The 17,760-nt window shown below is 46.7% G+C and carries 13 protein-coding genes; 12 read left to right on the forward strand and 1 reads right to left on the reverse strand.

The features are described from left to right. Positions 1 to 6: 6 nt before the first annotated feature. The 6 genes from BMW79_RS27355 to BMW79_RS27380 all read left to right on the forward strand — a co-directional run bounded on the left by BMW79_RS27355 (position 7) and on the right by BMW79_RS27380 (position 8,661). A complete protein-coding gene (locus BMW79_RS27355) occupies positions 7 to 1,893 on the forward strand; it encodes an OstA-like protein (protein WP_089900736.1) in 1,887 nt (628 codons plus the stop codon). 96 nt (positions 1,894 to 1,989) lie between these two features. After that, positions 1,990 to 3,201, forward strand: a complete 1,212-nt coding sequence (nhaA, locus tag BMW79_RS27360) for a Na+/H+ antiporter NhaA (protein ID WP_262487497.1) — start codon at positions 1,990 to 1,992, stop codon at positions 3,199 to 3,201. Positions 3,202 to 3,286: 85 nt separating this feature from the next. Next, positions 3,287 to 3,814: a hypothetical protein gene (locus BMW79_RS27365; protein WP_089900738.1), complete on the forward strand. Its 528-nt coding sequence runs from the start codon at positions 3,287 to 3,289 to the stop codon at positions 3,812 to 3,814. A 98-nt stretch (positions 3,815 to 3,912) separates the two neighbouring features. Then, a complete protein-coding gene (locus tag BMW79_RS27370; RefSeq protein ID WP_089900741.1) occupies positions 3,913 to 5,430 on the forward strand; it encodes an NAD(P)H-hydrate dehydratase in 1,518 nt (505 codons plus the stop codon). A gap of 181 nt (positions 5,431 to 5,611) precedes the next feature. Then, positions 5,612 to 7,819 (forward strand): sodium-translocating pyrophosphatase, encoded by a 2,208-nt coding sequence (locus tag BMW79_RS27375; protein ID WP_089900744.1) that lies wholly within the window; start codon positions 5,612 to 5,614, stop codon positions 7,817 to 7,819. A 212-nt stretch (positions 7,820 to 8,031) separates the two neighbouring features. Continuing rightward, the gene (locus BMW79_RS27380; RefSeq protein WP_089900746.1) at positions 8,032 to 8,661 is read left to right on the forward strand and encodes an NAD(P)-dependent oxidoreductase; all 630 of its coding nucleotides are present in this window, start codon (positions 8,032 to 8,034) and stop codon (positions 8,659 to 8,661) included. A 39-nt stretch (positions 8,662 to 8,700) separates the two neighbouring features. Here BMW79_RS27380 and BMW79_RS27385 read toward each other — a convergent pair whose 3' ends face one another. Continuing rightward, positions 8,701 to 9,699: a helix-turn-helix transcriptional regulator gene (locus BMW79_RS27385; protein ID WP_089900748.1), complete on the reverse strand. Its 999-nt coding sequence runs from the start codon at positions 9,697 to 9,699 to the stop codon at positions 8,701 to 8,703. 110 nt (positions 9,700 to 9,809) lie between these two features. Between BMW79_RS27385 and BMW79_RS27390 the strand changes: the two genes are divergently transcribed. The 6 genes from BMW79_RS27390 to BMW79_RS34350 all read left to right on the forward strand — a co-directional run bounded on the left by BMW79_RS27390 (position 9,810) and on the right by BMW79_RS34350 (position 17,655). After that, a complete protein-coding gene (locus tag BMW79_RS27390) occupies positions 9,810 to 10,022 on the forward strand; it encodes a hypothetical protein (protein ID WP_089900750.1) in 213 nt (70 codons plus the stop codon). A 188-nt stretch (positions 10,023 to 10,210) separates the two neighbouring features. Beyond that, the gene (locus BMW79_RS27395) at positions 10,211 to 12,595 is read left to right on the forward strand and encodes a TonB-dependent receptor (RefSeq protein ID WP_089900753.1); all 2,385 of its coding nucleotides are present in this window, start codon (positions 10,211 to 10,213) and stop codon (positions 12,593 to 12,595) included. Between the two features lie 21 nt (positions 12,596 to 12,616). Further along, positions 12,617 to 13,480, forward strand: a complete 864-nt coding sequence (locus BMW79_RS27400) for a DUF4249 domain-containing protein (RefSeq protein ID WP_089900757.1) — start codon at positions 12,617 to 12,619, stop codon at positions 13,478 to 13,480. Between the two features lie 123 nt (positions 13,481 to 13,603). After that, on the forward strand, positions 13,604 to 14,482 hold the full coding sequence (locus tag BMW79_RS27405) for a sterol desaturase family protein (RefSeq protein ID WP_089904330.1): 879 nt from the start codon (positions 13,604 to 13,606) through the stop codon (positions 14,480 to 14,482). A gap of 358 nt (positions 14,483 to 14,840) precedes the next feature. Next, positions 14,841 to 15,230, forward strand: coding sequence for a BlaI/MecI/CopY family transcriptional regulator (locus BMW79_RS27410; RefSeq protein WP_317042907.1), 390 nt, complete (start codon positions 14,841 to 14,843; stop codon positions 15,228 to 15,230). 10 nt (positions 15,231 to 15,240) lie between these two features. Beyond that, entirely contained in the window at positions 15,241 to 17,655 is a 2,415-nt protein-coding gene (locus BMW79_RS34350; protein ID WP_089900764.1) for a M56 family metallopeptidase, read from the forward strand. The last annotated feature ends 105 nt before the right edge of the window (positions 17,656 to 17,760 follow it).

The following is a 17,760-nucleotide window of genomic DNA, read 5'->3' on the forward strand; positions in this document are numbered from 1 at the left end:
GATTCAATGCATCGATACATAAAATCAGGGATTTTTCTGGCCGTCATCTGCTTCTTCGCAGGGACGGCCAGCGCCCAGTTTCCGGCCCAACCAAAGCCGAAACCCGGGTCAGTAATAGAAATCATACACTCGGATTCACTGATCATGAATGACAAAGATTCAATCAGTATCACCCGCTTCATCGGCAACGCCGTTTTCAAACAGGGGACTACCCTGTTTACCTGCGACAGCGCCGTAAAAGACAATAAGACCAATATTATCGACGCATATGGACATATCCATATCAACCAGGCCGATAGCGTACACATCTACGGTAACTACCTGAACTACGATGCCAATACCCGCATTGCACTCCTCACGGAAAATGCAAAACTGACAGACGGAAAAGTAACCATCACCGGCCCGGAACTACAGTACGACATGAACGCCAAAATTGGTTCCTATACCAAAACCGGCCAGCTTGTCAATGGCAAAAGTGTACTCACCAGCGATGAAGGATACTATTACACCGATACCAAAGAAATGCACTTCATACGGAATGTATTACTGGTAGACCCGGAATATACCCTGAGCACAAGTGAACTGCGCTATAATACCGATACGAAAATAGCCACCATCTTAGCCCCTACCACCATCAACAGTAACGACAAAAGCGTGATGTACGTCACCAGTGGCTACTATAACACGGAGAAAGGTTATGGCAACTTCGATAACCGCCCCACCATTGAAGATAGCTCCGGCACTATCACCGCCGATAATATCGAAATGGATAAGCTCACCGGAATGGCCTATGCCACCGGGAATATGGTTTATAAAGATACCGCCCGCAAAATGTCACTGCTGGCCAACAAAGGCATCGCAAATCAACGCGAGAAAACAATTCTGGCCATCCAGAAACCTTTGCTGATCATGGAAAAGAGTAAAGACACCGTGTATATGTCTGCCGACACCCTGTTTTCGGGCGTCATCAAACCAGGCGACAGCTTGTCTATTCCGTCTGTAGCAGGATTGAAACGTATACCGGAATCTCCTACCAAGAATCTGAAAACGATCAAAAATATACGACCGCCGGAACGGTTTACCGCTACCATCTCTCCCATTGCCCTGGGAGATTCCATTGCGCGGCGACAACAGGAAAACGTAGCCGGCAACGTGATGGCGTTTATCGCAGATAGCACACTTTCCAAAACCAGGCAAAAAATGGATTCCGGCCTGGTAAAAACAGTGAAAGTAGCGCCCATCAAAGATATCGTGATGCGTGATTCCCTCCCGGGAATCAAACATCATGCAGACAGCATGGCCCTCTCTGCACCAAAAGATACCGCCGAACAACGCTACATACTGGCTTATCATAACGTAAAAATATTCTCCGATTCCCTGCAGGGCGTGGCAGATAGCGTATACTACTCCTCCCAGGATTCCGTGTTCCGCCTGTTTGGTAAACCTGTACTCTGGTCTAATAATACCACCCAGCTGAGCGGCGATACCATCCTGATGTTCACAAAAAATCAGACCGCGGATAAAATGCTGCTGAAAACGAACGGCTTTATTATCAATGAAGCCGGCCCGGGAATGTTCAACCAGATCAAAGGCAATGTTATCACCGGTTATGTGCTGGGAGAAACACTCGACTGGATGCACGTGGAAGGAAATGCAGAAACGATCAACTTTATCAAAGACAAATTAGGCGCCTATATGAGCGTCAATAAAGCCCAATGCGCTATTATCAATATCTTCTTTAAAAAAGGAGAAGTAGAAAAAGTAGTGCAGATCAAAGACGTGGAAGGTACCGTGTATCCGTTTACACAACGCCCTATGGAACAGCTTCAACTGGAAAATTTCAAATGGGACATCAAACGGCAACCTAAAACGAAATATGAATTAATGAAATAATTTTCGAAAGATAAAAACCTGGAAATGGCTTCTTCACAGAAGCCATTTCCAATATTACATCTCTCCGAAATCATCTTTTCACCAAAATAATTTACTGTGATCCGGAAAACTGTCGACATCATCCGAAAAACGCTGATATCCCCTATCCACACTTTTTTAAAGGATAGCCGTGCGGTGGGAATTGTACTGATGATATGTACTCTCATATCTATGGTATTGGCCAATTCAGCAGTACAGGATGCATATGTTGGCTTCTGGAATACCCTGTTTAATCCGGCTGGTGGACATCACTACGAATATTACTCACTTCATCTGCCCAACTCCTGGCTGTTATGGATAAACGATGGTATGATGGTGCTGTTCTTTTTCCTGGTAGGCATGGAAATAAAAAGAGAATTAACCGTAGGAGAACTATCCTCCCTGCGCAAATCTATCTTGCCCGTACTGGCAGCTATCGGCGGAATGCTTTTCCCCGCGCTGATCTTCACGCTCTTTAATAAAAACACACCTTACGCTCACGGCTGGGGTATTCCGATGGCCACCGACATTGCATTCTCACTCGGCATCCTGTCCCTGCTGGGAAGAAGAGTACCGGTAGGACTAAAGATTTTCCTGATGGCACTGGCTATTATTGATGACCTGGGCGCTATCCTCACCATCGCCATCTTTTATACACCGCACCTCGACCTGAAATATTTACTGATCGGTGGCGGCGTATTACTGATCCCCGTATTACTGAATTACCTGAAAGTACAACGGCTGATATTTTATTATATCCCCGGTATCATCCTGTGGTATTGTCTTTTCAACTCCGGTGTACACGCTACTATCGCAGGGGTATTACTGGCCTTCTGTATTCCGCAACAACGTATAGCCGATCTCGTACATAGCCTCCATGATCCGGTAAATTTTATGATCATGCCTGTATTTGCGCTGGCCAATACCGCCATACAATTACCGTCAGATATCGCCGGTGCACTGCAAAATAATATCAGCTATGGTATCATTGCCGGGCTGGTACTCGGAAAGCCACTCGGTATTTTTATCATGTCGTTTGCTGCGGTAAAACTGAAACTGGCTAGCCTCCCCTCAAAGTCAGGCTGGCTACAGCTTGCAGGCGTCGGTCTAATTGCCGGCATCGGATTTACCATGTCTATTTTTATCTCCTCACTGGCTTACCTGGAAAGGGAATTACAGATCATCGCCATTATGTCTGTTATTGTAGCATCCCTCGTTGCAGGCATCGCAGGATTTATTTTTCTGCGCATGCTGAAACCGGTTGGCATTGTTCTTGCAAAGCATCCGTGATTTAATTTTCGTCGTGTATATACTTTAGAGGACATGCCAACGTTTCTCAACGTATATTTTTAAGTTTCATTCAAACAACACATCTATGAAAAAAGTCGTGTTACTTTTTAGCCTTATTGCTATGCTCGCAGTTCAGGCAAACGCGCAGAAGAAAAAAAGCTACCAGAGCAGTGATCCATCCAATTATGAAACAGCACTGGGTGTCCGTTTAAACCCATGGGTAGTGGGCTTTACCATTAAACATTTTATTCAGGGACCTCATGCCATCGAAGGTATCGTGAGCACCAATCACTCACACAGATCCAACGTTACTTTTACTGCATTATACGAATACAACTGGAATATAGGTTTACCTGAACTGAACATGTATGCCGGTGGTGGTGCGCATGTGGGCTTCTACGACCGTCGTGATTATGATTGGGATCGTTATGTAGACAAAGGGAAAGGCACCTATGTATCACCCGGCCTGGATGCGATCATTGGTATCGAATATACTTTCAAGAAAATTCCTTTAAACATCAGTGCTGATCTGAAACCTTACGTACAGTTTGTTGGACCCACCAACTATCTTGGTGAGGAGATCGGCGGTGTGTCTGCCAGATATACTTTCTAAACCGGCGACCACTTCATTACAAACGGATCATGAGGCAAGCATGGTCCGTTTTTTTATGTTCCTTATTTTGGAGTATTTTTAGTGTTCAACTACCGGACATGAAAATCTTCTCCGCTGCACAGATCAGAGAGGCAGATGCCTTCACCATCGCCCATGAGCCCATCAGCAGCACACACCTGATGGAAAGAGCCGCAGGTAAATGCGCAGCATGGCTGGAAGAACACTACTCCACCGCGCATCCCATGTATATTTTTTGCGGGAAAGGAAATAACGGGGGAGATGGACTGGTCATAGCCCGTTTACTGCTGCAGCACGGCTACCAGGTTTATACCGGCATACTCCAGCATAGCAGCCGTGCCAGTGCCGACCACGATATACAACTGCAACTGCTCCAACAACAATATCCTTTCACTATTCATACTATCGGCGATGTATCCGATTTCCCGGAACTACCAGCGAATGCCGTCATCATAGATGCTATTTTTGGTACTGGTATCAGTCGCCCGGTAGACGGATGGGTAGCCGGCATCATCCACCAGATCAACGATCAGCGGCAGAAACATCCCATCGTCGCCATAGATATGCCTTCCGGCCTCAGCGCAGATGAAAGTAGCCTGCATACCCCGGTGATACAGGCGCATAACACCCTTAGCTTTGAATTTTATAAACTGGCTTTCCTCCTCCCGGAAAATGCCGCCTGCACAGGCGCAGTGTCTGTTTTACCTATCGGATTGCATCCGGATTACATAACGCAAACGCCCGTACGCTATCACCTGGCCGACCGGGAAATGATGCGGACCATTTACCGGCCACGGGATCCGTTTGCACACAAAGGAACCTACGGCCATGCCCTGCTCATTGCCGGCAGCTACGGAAAAATGGGCGCCGCCGTGCTCAGCGCCCGGGCCTGTTTACGCGCAGGCGTTGGCTTACTCACCTGTCATGTGCCCCAATGTGGCACCCAGATCATGCAGATCAGTGAGCCCGCAGCCATGTGCATCACCGACGAAGACACGCATTTCAGTACGCATTTCCACCGCAACGTGCGGACAGCCGGCTATAAAGCCGTTGGCATAGGCCCCGGACTGGATAAACAACCTGGTACCGCCAAGTCGCTGGAAGTACTGATGGACGAATGGCAACGCCCCATGGTCATCGATGCAGACGCCCTCAATCTTCTTTCCGTATATCCATACCTGTTATATAAGGTACCCAAAGGCAGTATCCTCACCCCCCATCCCAAAGAATTTGAACGTCTTTTCGGAAAAACAGAAAATGAGGTACAACGGTTGCAACAGTTATCGGAGCAGGCCGTCAACCTGCAGCTTTATATTTTACTGAAAGGCCGCTACACTGCAGTAGCTTGCCCGGATGGCGCCGTATACTTTAATAATACCGGTAACCCTGGCATGGCAACGGGCGGCAGTGGCGATGTACTTACCGGCATCCTCACCGGTTTACTGGCGCAGGAATACACCCCCAAAGCGGCCGTCCTGCTGGGCGTGTGGCTGCACGGCTATGCGGGCGACCTCGCCGCAGCACAGCTCTCCCAGGAGGCCATGACCGCAGGAGATATTATCAGTTACCTGGGTAAAGCATTCCAGGAAGGGATCTGACAACTTTATTTTTTTTCCCCGGAAATACTGATTCATGGCTCATGTGTACAATAATTTTATTTACTGCGTACACAATTAATAATTTATGTTTTATATTCATTTGAGATATTTTTTTGGAATCCTATAACTTTTTAACTAATAAACTCTTTTTGTCAACCACGTATAAATAAATTTCGCTTACATGAATATAGTTTACCTCGTTCCATGTTTTGGATTATTGGCTTTGCTATTTACGGCTGTTAAAAGCTCCTGGGTGTCACGTCAGGATGCAGGTAACGAAAAAATGAAAGAGATAGCTCAGCATATTGCTGAAGGCGCTATGGCATTTCTTAAAGCTGAGTATAAAGTCCTTATTTACTTCGTTATTATTGCCGCCCTGCTGTTGGGCTATATGGGCGCTACCCATGAAAACTCGCACTGGTCTATCGCACTGGCCTTTGTGATAGGGGCTGTATTTTCCGCTACCGCTGGTTTCATCGGAATGAAAATAGCCACCAAAGCCAACGTACGCACCGCGCATGCGGCACGTACCAGCCTGGCCAAAGCCCTCCAGGTATCGTTTACCGGCGGCTCCGTAATGGGTATGGGCGTAGCCGGTCTGGCCGTACTCGGACTCGGCTCCTTATTTATTATACTGAAAGCATACTTCGGGGCAGAAGCCAATACCGCTGAGATGATCAAAAGCATTGAAGTCCTCACCGGCTTCTCTCTCGGCGCTGAAAGTATTGCCCTGTTTGCCCGTGTAGGCGGTGGTATCTATACCAAAGCAGCCGATGTGGGCGCCGACCTGGTAGGTAAGGTAGAAGCCGGCATTCCGGAAGATGATCCGCGCAACCCCGCTACTATTGCGGATAACGTAGGCGATAACGTAGGTGACGTAGCCGGTATGGGCGCCGATTTGTTCGGTTCCTATGTGGCCACGGTATTAGCTACCATGGTATTGGGTTCTGAAACCATTTCCCATGATAATTTTGGCGGTATTGCCCCCATCCTGCTCCCAATGATTATTGCCGGCGCCGGTATCCTTTTCTCTATGGTCGCCACTTTCTTTGTACGCATCAGCGAAACTTCCGGACTGAGTACCAGTGTAGTGCAAAAAGCACTGAACATGGGTAACTGGGGTTCTATTATATTAACCGCCATCGTTTCTTACTTCCTGGTGAACTGGATCCTGCCGGACAGCGCAATGACCCTCCGTGGTCACGACTTTACCCGTGGACAGGTGTTTGGTGCTATCCTCGTTGGACTGGCAGTGGGTACCGTAATCAGTATTATTACGGAATACTATACAGCGATGGGTAAACGCCCGGTGAAATCTATCATCCGTCAATCTGCTACCGGTGCTGCTACCAATATTATTGGTGGTTTATCTGTGGGGATGGAATCCACTACCCTGCCCATCATTGTGCTGGCAGCCGGTATCATGGGCTCCTTCCACCTGGCCGGATTATACGGCGTGGCCATTGCCGCTGCAGGTATGATGGCCACCACAGCGATGCAGCTGGCCATCGATGCCTTCGGTCCTATTGCTGATAACGCCGGTGGTATTGCCGAAATGAGCGAACTGCCGAAAGAAGTAAGGGAAAAAACAGATATCCTTGATGCAGTGGGTAACACCACCGCCGCTACCGGTAAGGGTTTTGCCATTGCTTCTGCTGCCCTCACTGCCCTGGCGCTGTTTGCGGCCTTTGTAGGCGTAGCCGGTATCTCAGGTATCGATATTTATAAAGCCAACGTACTCGCGGGCTTGTTTGTAGGTGCGATGATTCCGTTCATCTTCTCCTCCCTCGCTATCGCGGCCGTAGGTCGTGCTGCCATGGCCATGGTGGAAGAAGTACGACGCCAGTTCCGCGAAATACCCGGCATCATGGAAGGTACCGGTAAACCGGAATACGATAAATGCGTGGCAATCTCCACCCAGGCCTCTATCCGTGAAATGATGCTGCCTGGCGCTATTGCCCTGATTTCCCCACTCCTGGTAGGTTTCCTGGCTGGTCCGGAAGTACTGGGCGGTTTCCTGGCCGGTGCTACCGTGAGCGGTGTACTGATGGGTCTCTTCCAGAACAATGCCGGTGGCGCCTGGGATAACGCCAAAAAATCTTTCGAGAAAGGCGTGGAAATCAACGGCGAAACATATTATAAAAAATCAGAACCACATAAAGCTTCTGTAACCGGCGATACTGTAGGTGATCCGTTTAAAGATACCTCTGGTCCGTCTATGAACATCCTCATCAAACTGATGTCTATCGTGTCATTGGTGATTGCACCTACCCTGGCGCAGATGTATCATACCAAAGATGTACCGGCAACGCCTACTGCGAAAACGATCCCCACAGCACCAGCAGCCAAAACAGTGGCAGCTGTTTACCCGGTGGTAGAAAAGAAATAAACATACACATAACATAAAAGCAAGGGCTGACTAAAATATTTTAGTCAGCCCTTGCTTTTTAAAAAATCCTTCCTACCTTCGTACTGTAATTATTTTTATTACAGATCAAGCGGATCTGTTTTTTTATCCGCCAAACTGTAATATTTATCGTAACAATTAAAACAATCAGCACGGGCAGGCTGTATTACTTATCACTACAAAAAATAAAAATTATGAAAGTTGCCATCATCGGAGCATCCGGATTTATAGGATCAGCCATTTTAAACGAAGCGCTGAGCAGAGGTCATGAAGTAACAGCTATTGTGCGTAACCCCGAAAAAATTACTGTTACCAACCCACATCTCACCGTAAAAAAGGGAGACGCCACCAATGAAGCGGAATTAACTACCCTGCTGACTGGAAACGAAGCCGTGATCAGCTCTTACAGTGCACACGACTCCGTTACCTATCTCAAAGCCATCAACGCTATTATCAATGCCACCAAAAAAGCTGGTATTACCCGCTTCCTCGCGGTAAGCGGTGCTGGCAGCCTCGAAGTGAAACCAGGCGTACAATTGCTGGATACCCCGGAATTTCCGGCCGAATGGAAAGCTGGCGCCTCTGCCACCCGCGACGCATTTAACGTAATTAAACAGTCTGCCGACCTGGATTGGACCGTATTAAGTCCCGCCATGATGATAGAACCCGGTGAACGTACCGGCAAATTCCGCTTAGGCACAGACCAGGTAGTGTTCAATGATAAAGGAGAGAGCAGGATTTCTACTGCAGATTATGCAGTAGCCTTATTGGATGAACTGGAACAACCAGAACATATCAAACAAAGATTCACACTGGCTTATTAAAATAGCTGACAGGAACAGGAGGATCCCTGTTCCTGTTTTTTAACCCCTGATTTTACCGGGGCTGACACCAAATTTTTTACGGAAGGCGGTGCTGAAATGCTGGGGAGAAGAATAACCTGCCTGCTCGGCAATCATCGCCATAGGCAAAGTTCCCGACAGCACCAGTTCCCTGGCTAATTCCAGGCGGTGATCGTTCAGGTAACCAAATACTGTATTATCAAAAACCGCTTTGAAGCCGGATTTCAGCTTAAACTCATTCAATCCTGTTTTACGGGCCAGCTGCTCCAGGCTGAGCGGCTGTTGCATGTGCTGCAACAACAGGTCCCTGGCGTAATATAGCTTTTCCACGTCCTGTGGATTGATCTTGGCAGATAAAGAAATGCCAGTAGCGGTGGCCGTTTCCACCTGCTCGCATTGCAATGCCAGCAGTTCTATGGCTTTCGACTGTAAAAACAGCTTTTTCAATCCTCCCTGGAATCGGCACTGACGCACTTCTTCCATAACCATCCGCATACGCGGCGTAATCCGGGGATTGATCTTGTCGGCCAGCCGGGCCGACTTATTACCCGCCACATGATTGGCTAACCCATCCAGCACTTTTCCATTATTTTCTGCCAGCTCCAGGAAACGGGACGGCGTAAAACTCATTCCGAAAAAAAGAATGTCCCGCTGCTTCTTTACGGCCGCACTGTCTGCCTCTCCCGGGCTGAACATCAGGTTATGCTCCAGCGTGGAAAACCTGAAATGATCTGAAATCCCCTCCATACGGGTGGTAATATCACCCTGTTCCATAAAAAGCATCATCACACGGGGTTCCCGGTAATCCGAAAGGATATTGATATTTTTATATACTTCTGCTTTGCAACAGGCAATACTGGTACCTTCAAAATTAAATTCGTGTACGGTAGCAGCCCCAAAATCCTCCCGCATCACCTGGGTTTCTTCAATCATTCCCCTGGATCGGATCTTATGGTAATCGAAAGGCATGTCCTCCGTTAACAGTACCTGGTTGGCTTCATCTGTAATAACTACGCCCATAAAATAATCCGTTTCGTATAATTGATAATCCGTCTCGTGTAACAGTTATATGGGATAACAGCAGCAAATTTGCATAAAAATATTCCGATTCATCAAAAAAACAAAAACCTATGTTGGGAATATTCCGTACCAATATTACAACTGTTCAGGATAGAAACAACGTTATTAACGCCATTTCAGCACAATTTGCCATCAATGCCTGCAGTGTAGACCTGGAAGACTGCGATAAAGTATTGCGTATAGACAGTCCCCAATCTCTGACCGAACAAACCATCATCGACTTTGTAAGCCTGATGGGATTTAACTGTGCAATACTGGATTAACGAAGCATTTTCTTCAGATAAAAGCGAAAAGGAAGGCCACTGGTCTTCCTTTTCGCTTTATTGACGTTATAACACATTCATGCATGAAAAAAATAATTTATTAACGTAGGGGTACAATACTTTTGCAACGTCTTATATGCATGCTACGAAAATGCAATAGATCTAATATAAAACCGCATTTGATTTTTATGAAAACTAAGGCAACCATGTTGCTGTCGCTGCTGCTCATGATCCTGGCAGGACAATCAACAAACGCACAGCAGCAACGTTATACCGTAAGCGGCTATGTAAAAGACAAACAAAACGGAGAAAGCCTGGTGGGCATCTCTATTGGTAAACCCGGCACCACAACAGGTACCGTTACTAACCAGTATGGGTTTTACTCCCTGACACTCCCCGCCGGAGACCATGAACTGCAGTTCACCTATATGGGATATGGTACCTACAAAACAACGGTGAGCCTGAAAAAGAATATCACCATCGATGTGAGCATGGAATCCACCAGCAGCCAGCTCAATGTGGTAACCGTAAATGGCCTGAAACAGGAAAAAACCGTCAATACCCTCAATACCAGTATCAATAAACTGGATATCGCGCAAATGAAAAAGATGCCCACCTTCATGGGTGAAGTAGACGTTTTGCGGGCCATTCAGACGCTCCCCGGCGTAAATACAGTAGGCGAAGGCGCTTCCGGCTTCAACGTACGCGGTGGTAACAGCGATGAAAACCTCATCCTCCTGGACGAAGCGCCGGTATACAATTCAACCCACATGCTCGGTTTCTTCTCTGTATTCAACCCGGATGCCGTGAAAAGCCTCAACCTCATCAAAGGTGGCTTCCCCGCTGAATATGGTGGCAGAACCTCCTCTGTACTGGATATCCGCATGAAAGACGGTAATAACCAGAAGTTTGACGTAAACGGTGGTATCGGTAACATCTTCAGCCGCCTCTCAGTAGAAGGCCCGCTGGTAAAAGATAAATCCTCCTTCATCGTGGCTGCCAGAAGATCTTATATAGATCTGCTGATGAAGCCATTTGTAAAAGGAGATATGAAAGATACCAAACTCAATTTCTACGATATCACCGCTAAAGCCAACTACAAATTTGATAAAAACAACTCCCTGTTTGTAAGTGGTTATTTCGGAAGAGATGTTTTCGGCTTTGGTAAACAAGTAAATATGAACTGGGGCAACAGTACTGCCACCGTGAGATGGAACCACGTTTTCACCAACCGCTTGTTCATGAACTTCACTACTTATTATAGTAAGTACGACTATAGCCTCAGCTTCAACAACGAAAGCAAGAAGGAAAAAACCAATGAAGATTCACAGGCCTACGACTGGACTTCCAATATCATCAACTACGGCGTAAAACCTTCCTTTACTTATTATATCAATTCCTCCAACAGCCTGCACTTCGGCGTACAGGGTATCTATTATACCTTCAAACCAGGTACCGGTATCAGTAAAGATGGTTCAACCGAACATGTCAAACAGATCAACGATCAACATGCGCTGGAATCTGCTGTATACCTGGATCATGAGTATAAGCCATCAAAGAAATTCGGTATCCAGTACGGCGGCCGCCTTTCTGCTTATCAGTTCATAGGTAAAGGAACCGCTTACTACTACGCTGATACCACCCCCGGTATCCGTAAAAGGCTCATTGGTACCAAAGACTATAACGGTAATGACCTGATCAAAGGATACTATTATTTTGAACCAAGAATCAGCGCCCGTTATGCGTTTTCAGACGAACATGCTGTAAAGCTGGCCTATAGCAGAACTACCCAGTTCATGCACCAGCTCTCCAATACTGCATCGCCCACACCATTGGATATCTGGACACCGAGCACCAACAACATCAAACCAATGGTAGCCGACCAGTATACCGCAGGTTATTTCTATAATGCGCCTAACGACGCATATGAATTTTCAGCAGAAGTATTTTACAAGAAAACCGACAACCAGGTCGATTACATCGATAATGCCAACCTCCAGCTGAATCCCCAGATCGAAGCAGATCTGTTGCCTTCTGAAGGACGCGCCTACGGACTGGAACTGTATCTGAAAAAAGATATCGGTAAAACCACCGGTTGGGTAAGCTACACCCTGTCACGTACTGAAAGAAAAACGCCAGGTATCAGCATGAACGAGTGGTTCCTGAACCGCTACGACCGTACCCATAACCTGAACCTGGTATTAACACATACTTTCACCAAACGCACTTCCCTGTCGGCCAACTGGGTATTTGCCTCCGGCACACCAGGTACTTTTGCGGACAACAGACTGGAATTCCAGGACTGGGATATTCCTTACAACAGTACCGAAAAAAGAAACAACTATCGCTTGCCGGCCTACCACAGACTTGATCTGTCGATGACACTCAAAGGCAAACAACTGAAACGCTGGAAAGGAGAATGGGTGTTTTCACTCTATAACGTGTATGGACGCAGAAATGCCTACACCATCTACTTCAAACAGAATGAAGATGATCCTACCCAGAGAGAAGCTACCCGCTTGTCTATCATAGGATCCATCATTCCAGGTATCACATACAACTTTAAGTTCTAATTGTCCAAAATTCAAGATCAGATGAAAAAATCATTATTCCTCATATTGTTTGCTGCTGTGGCAGGTCTTACGGCCTGCGAAGACAAGATCGACCTGAATATTGCAAAAGGAATATCCTATCCGGTACTGGATGCATGGATCACTACTGAAAAGGGTGTTCAGACGATTAAATTTACCATGTCTGTACCTTATACAGATAACAATCCGGCGCCGATCATTGATGATGCAAAAATCACCCTCTTCGATCTGACTAGCGGTGAATCTTATCCATTTGCATTCAAAGACAATAAATACACCTACGATGCCAGCGCTAAAGCCATAGGCGTGATCGGACACGGATACAAACTGCATGTAGAGCTGAAAGGTGAAATATTCGAAGCGTTCGACAGCATCAAAAGGGTATCACCCATTGATTCCATCACTTACGAATTCAAAAAGAAAGAAGAAGCCATTAGCGGTAAAGAGGGTTATTACGCCACTTTCTATGCGAAAGATCTTCCCGGGGCGACTGATTATTCCTGGGTACGCTCTTACCGGAATGATACCATCAGACGTCTCGAGGACAACTTCGCGATAGATGGTGGATTTGACGAAGGCATTACAGATGGTGATAATTTCCTTTTGCCGATCAGAGAAGGTATCACGGACTATTCCAAACCTTTCCAGCAGAATGAAAAGGTGATCATAAGAATGCTCTCCCTTACCCGTCCAAGCTACGATTTCCTTACCCAGGTGAACGCCCAGGTAAATGCCGGCGGCCTCTTTGCCAAAGTACTGGAAAACGTAAAAAGCAATGTACAGAATACCACCCCTTCCGGCAAAGGAAGAATCCTGGGCTGGTTTGGTACCTCAGCTGTTAGCCGGGCGGAGAAGACGTTTAAATAGTTAGTAATACCTATATGCGAAATGCAGCGGAGAAAAGCAATTTCTCCGCTGCATTTTTGCTTTATGCACAGCGGGAAGACCGGCAAAAATTCAGTAACTTCCATAACAGAAAGTAATTACACCATGGCTCCCGACCTGATAACATATGCCATTCCAGGATTTGTGCTGCTCCTGCTGCTGGAAATAGTTTTTACTACCATTGATAAAAGGAATATGTACGAACCCAAAGATGCCCTTAGCAGTATCGCTATGGGCCTGGGCAATGTGTTTATCGGCATTTTTACCAAAGCAGTTATTTTCGGCGTTTATCTCTTCATTTATCAATACCGGCTGTTTACTTTCGGCTTTACCTGGTGGGCCTGGGTGTTGTGCTTTTTTGCAGATGACTTCAGTTACTACTGGTTTCACCGCTGCAGTCACCAGATCAGGTTTTTCTGGGCCTCACATGTGATCCATCATTCTTCGGAGAAATACAATCTCGCCACTGCTTTACGACAGAACTGGACCGGGAATCTTACCGGCACCTTCGTGTTCTGGCTATGGATGCCGCTGCTCGGATTTCATCCGGTGATGGTAATGAGTATGCAGGCCATCAGCCTGATTTACCAGTTCTGGATCCATACAGAAGTAATTCACCGGCTGCCAGCTCCCATTGAATTCATTTTCAATACGCCCTCTCATCACCGCGTGCATCACGGCTCCGACATTGATTATCTCGACCGGAACCATGCCGGCATCCTCATTATCTGGGATCGCCTGTTTGGCACGTTTACGCCGGAAAAACAACGCCCGGTATATGGCCTTACCAAAAATATCCATACCTATAACCCCTTCCGGATTGCTACCCACGAATGGGTAGATATCTGGCGCGATGTTCGGCAGGTCCGCTCTCTCCGGGAGGCGATCGGGTATGTATTCAATGCACCCGGCTGGAGCGCCGATGGCAGCAGGAAAACTACCCGTGAGTTAAGGAAAGAGCTGGAACAAAACACCACAGGCTGATCCAACATGCAAATCATCCGGGCAATTTTGCGCAACATGCTTCTCAGATTGTACAGAGAATAACGTTGTTACTAGCTCCTTAATCGCTCCATTTCCTGTCCCCCAATACTTCCATTCCACTCAGAGTACCTCCGGCAACCTGCAAAAGACAACATTGCTATCAGTTCTCCAACCACTCCCATAGGCGCTTCCCGCCTTCACATCATACCCGCTCCACTCCTACCATATCACTTCTCCATTTGTTAAAAAAAGAGCAATTTCAAAAAAATACACCCGAATATTTTGCTATTACGAAAACTATCGTACATTTGTTTACGAAGATATTCGTACAACAATTGATCATCCATAAATCATTGCTTTGAAACAGATCAGGCCTACAGAAAGTGAATTAGAAATCCTGGGGGTACTCTGGGAAAAAGGCCCCAGCACCGTTCGCGAGGTACATGATATCTTATCTCAGACGAAAGATGCAGGTTACACCACTACCCTTAAACTGATGCAGATCATGCATGAGAAAGAGCTGTTGCAACGCGATACCAGCAGCAAAACACATGTATATACTGCCGCCATTTCACAGCAAAAAACACAACAACAGTTACTGAACAAAATGATAGATACCGTCTTTGGCGGATCTGCCTCCCAATTAGTGATGCAGGCCCTTGGTCATCATCAGTCGTCTGAAGAAGAAATCGAAAAGATCCGGCAATATCTGACTGCAATCGAAAAACAACAAAAGGACAACAGGTAAATCTAGTACTATGAATCTATTACCTATTACGGGCGACTTTGTACGCGCCCTTGGTTGGACGATCCTTCATTCCATGTGGCAGGCCTTCTTTATCTATGCCTGTCTGCGGATAGTATTCAAACTCTGGCCACAGGCGGGCGCACGGATAAAATACAATCTGTCGCTCCTCTCCCTCTCCGGAATATTTACCTGGTTTCTTGCCACCTTGTATATGCATGTACAACGGTTACAGGAAGCAAGAGAAACCGCCATTCAGATCACAGGCAACAATGCTATACACGAACCCATTCACATTACTGCCGTGTATCCCAGCCAGGAGCCTTTGATATGGCTGTTTCCCAATCTTGAACTTTGTTTTCCCATCCTGGTAACACTTTATATTACCGGTATGGCAGCCATGACCGGCAAACTGCTGTCGGATTTATTTCAACTCCGGAAGATACGCACCACCAGGATAGAGCCCATGGGTGCGGCCTGGGAGAAACACCTCGATAAACTGGCAGCACAGCTGCAGATTCCCCGCAAGGTGAAACTCCTGATCTCCAGACATGTACAGGTTCCGGTGATGCTTGGTTTCCTTAAACCTCTCATCCTCCTGCCTGTAGCGATGGTGAACAATCTTTCCGAAGCCCAGCTGGAAGCAGTTTTGCTACACGAACTCGCCCATATCAAACGCAATGATTATCTGTTGAATATCTTCCAATCAATTGTTGAAACGATTCTCTTCTTCAATCCTTTTATATGGCTGATTTCCAAAATCATCCGTATGGAAAGGGAACATTGTTGCGACGACCTGGTCATTGCCAGTACCGTCCAGCCGCTGCAATACGCACATGCACTGGTGGCGTTGGAAGAATACCGACTTACGGCCAACCGGCTTACCATGGCTGCTGCAGACAGTAAACAACATCTGTTTCACCGCATTAAACGCATCATGGAAATGAAAACTAAACATCTTAATTATAGCCAGAAATTCTTAGCTGTACTCATCATCGCCACCGGCCTTGTATCCATTGCCTGGTTAAATCCTGCTAAAGGGAAAGATAACAGTACACAGCAACCAGCTGCGATAACAAAAAAAGTAACCGCTAATAGCAGCAACGAGACAAAAGCAGCTGTAGCAACATCGCCCATCAATAGCTTCTATCAACAGTTGGATGCCATTGCATGCGACAGCACCATACCGGCGCCCGCTGCACCTCCAACGCCACCTGAGCCGCCTGCTCCGGCTCCGGCACCTGATCCGGCCCCTTCACCCAACCAGACGCCTGTAGCAGCCCCCCTTGCCCCGCTGGCTCCTTTACAGGGAGATCTCTCTACTGACCTCTCAGATATCGTGGTGGTAGATATGAGTAATGTAAAAGCAGATGTAAAAACAAACGTACAGGTAAACAAAAACGTCAATCATCAATCCTCTTTCAGTTATCAGTTCCAGCAGCCCAATAAAGAAGAGATCATTAAACAGGTCAAAGAAGCGCAGAAAAGCATGCAGCTGGCAATGAAACAAATGAAGAATGTGGATGTAAAGAAAATGCAGGCGGAAATAGCGGAAGCTACCAAAAATATCAACTGGCAGGAACTTTCGGAAGAAACACGCAAAGCAAGAGAGGAAAGCATCAAAGCACTGAACAATATCGACTGGACCCAGATTACCAACGCACAAAAAGAAGCAACGGAAGCCCTGAATAAAATTGACTTCACTGCACTCAATAACCAACTGACATCTGCCGCAATGGGCGCCAATTCCAAAGCGATCTATGAAAAAATAAGGCAGGATGTAAAAGCTGGCTTCCAGGCTGCAGACGTATCCCGGCAATATGCTGCTGCCTCCATGGATGAAGTAAGGAAGAACAGAGCCTCAGCCCTTGCAAACGCAGCAAAGGTAAGAGCCGATGCCGGCCGCCAGCGGGAAGCGGTTGCCAAAGGCAAAGGAATGCCCCTGGATACAACCGGAAAATCCATAGAAGCGGCTAAACGACAGAAAGAAGCAGCCGAAAGAGCCGCTGAAGGCGACAGACGTGCCAAAGAAGGTGCGGAAAGAGCGAAAGATGCGGAGAGAAGACAAAAAGAAGCTGCGGAGAGAGGCGCCGAAAGAGCGAAAGATATGGAAAGAAGACAAAAAGAAGCGGCTGAAAGAGCAGCAGAATCCGAAAAACGTGTGAAAGAATCCATAGAACGCGCCAAAGAAAGCGCAGAAAGAGCCAAAGCAGCACAAACCGGCTATAAAGAAATGATCAGCCAGATGGCCGCCGAAAAACTGCTTGACGCCAATAACTATAAACTGGAAAAAAACGACAACGGACTTTTCATCAATGGGGTAAAACAACCAGACAACATTGCCGGCAAGTATAGCAAATACCTGCAGGGCAAACAGATTACGATGACCAGCAATATGGAGACCCGTCGTACAGAGATAAAAAACTGATTTACTGTCATTCTATTGCAGATTACATCCGTACCATTACCGTTCATACGGTAATGGTATTTTTTATTATAGGGGTTCACTTATCTTTAGGATAATAATTTAATG

The sequence above is a fragment of the Chitinophaga arvensicola genome (genome assembly GCF_900110835.1).
Classification (GTDB): Bacteria; Bacteroidota; Bacteroidia; order Chitinophagales; family Chitinophagaceae; genus Chitinophaga; species Chitinophaga arvensicola.

What these genes read in the sequence shown, in the direction of transcription:
- BMW79_RS27395 (WP_089900753.1), top strand. Translation starts at nt 10,211, where the DNA reads ATGAAAACTAAGGCAACCATGTTGCTGTCGCTGCTGCTCATGATCCTG.
- BMW79_RS34350 (WP_089900764.1), top strand. Translation starts at nt 15,241, where the DNA reads ATGAATCTATTACCTATTACGGGCGACTTTGTACGCGCCCTTGGTTGG.
- BMW79_RS27375 (WP_089900744.1), top strand. Translation starts at nt 5,612, where the DNA reads ATGAATATAGTTTACCTCGTTCCATGTTTTGGATTATTGGCTTTGCTA.
- BMW79_RS27390 (WP_089900750.1), top strand. Translation starts at nt 9,810, where the DNA reads ATGTTGGGAATATTCCGTACCAATATTACAACTGTTCAGGATAGAAAC.
- BMW79_RS27400 (WP_089900757.1), top strand. Translation starts at nt 12,617, where the DNA reads ATGAAAAAATCATTATTCCTCATATTGTTTGCTGCTGTGGCAGGTCTT.
- BMW79_RS27370 (WP_089900741.1), top strand. Translation starts at nt 3,913, where the DNA reads ATGAAAATCTTCTCCGCTGCACAGATCAGAGAGGCAGATGCCTTCACC.
- BMW79_RS27365 (WP_089900738.1), top strand. Translation starts at nt 3,287, where the DNA reads ATGAAAAAAGTCGTGTTACTTTTTAGCCTTATTGCTATGCTCGCAGTT.
- BMW79_RS27355 (WP_089900736.1), top strand. Translation starts at nt 7, where the DNA reads ATGCATCGATACATAAAATCAGGGATTTTTCTGGCCGTCATCTGCTTC.
- BMW79_RS27405 (WP_089904330.1), top strand. Translation starts at nt 13,604, where the DNA reads ATGGCTCCCGACCTGATAACATATGCCATTCCAGGATTTGTGCTGCTC.
- BMW79_RS27380 (WP_089900746.1), top strand. Translation starts at nt 8,032, where the DNA reads ATGAAAGTTGCCATCATCGGAGCATCCGGATTTATAGGATCAGCCATT.
- BMW79_RS27385 (WP_089900748.1), bottom strand. Translation starts at nt 9,699, where the DNA reads ATGGGCGTAGTTATTACAGATGAAGCCAACCAGGTACTGTTAACGGAG.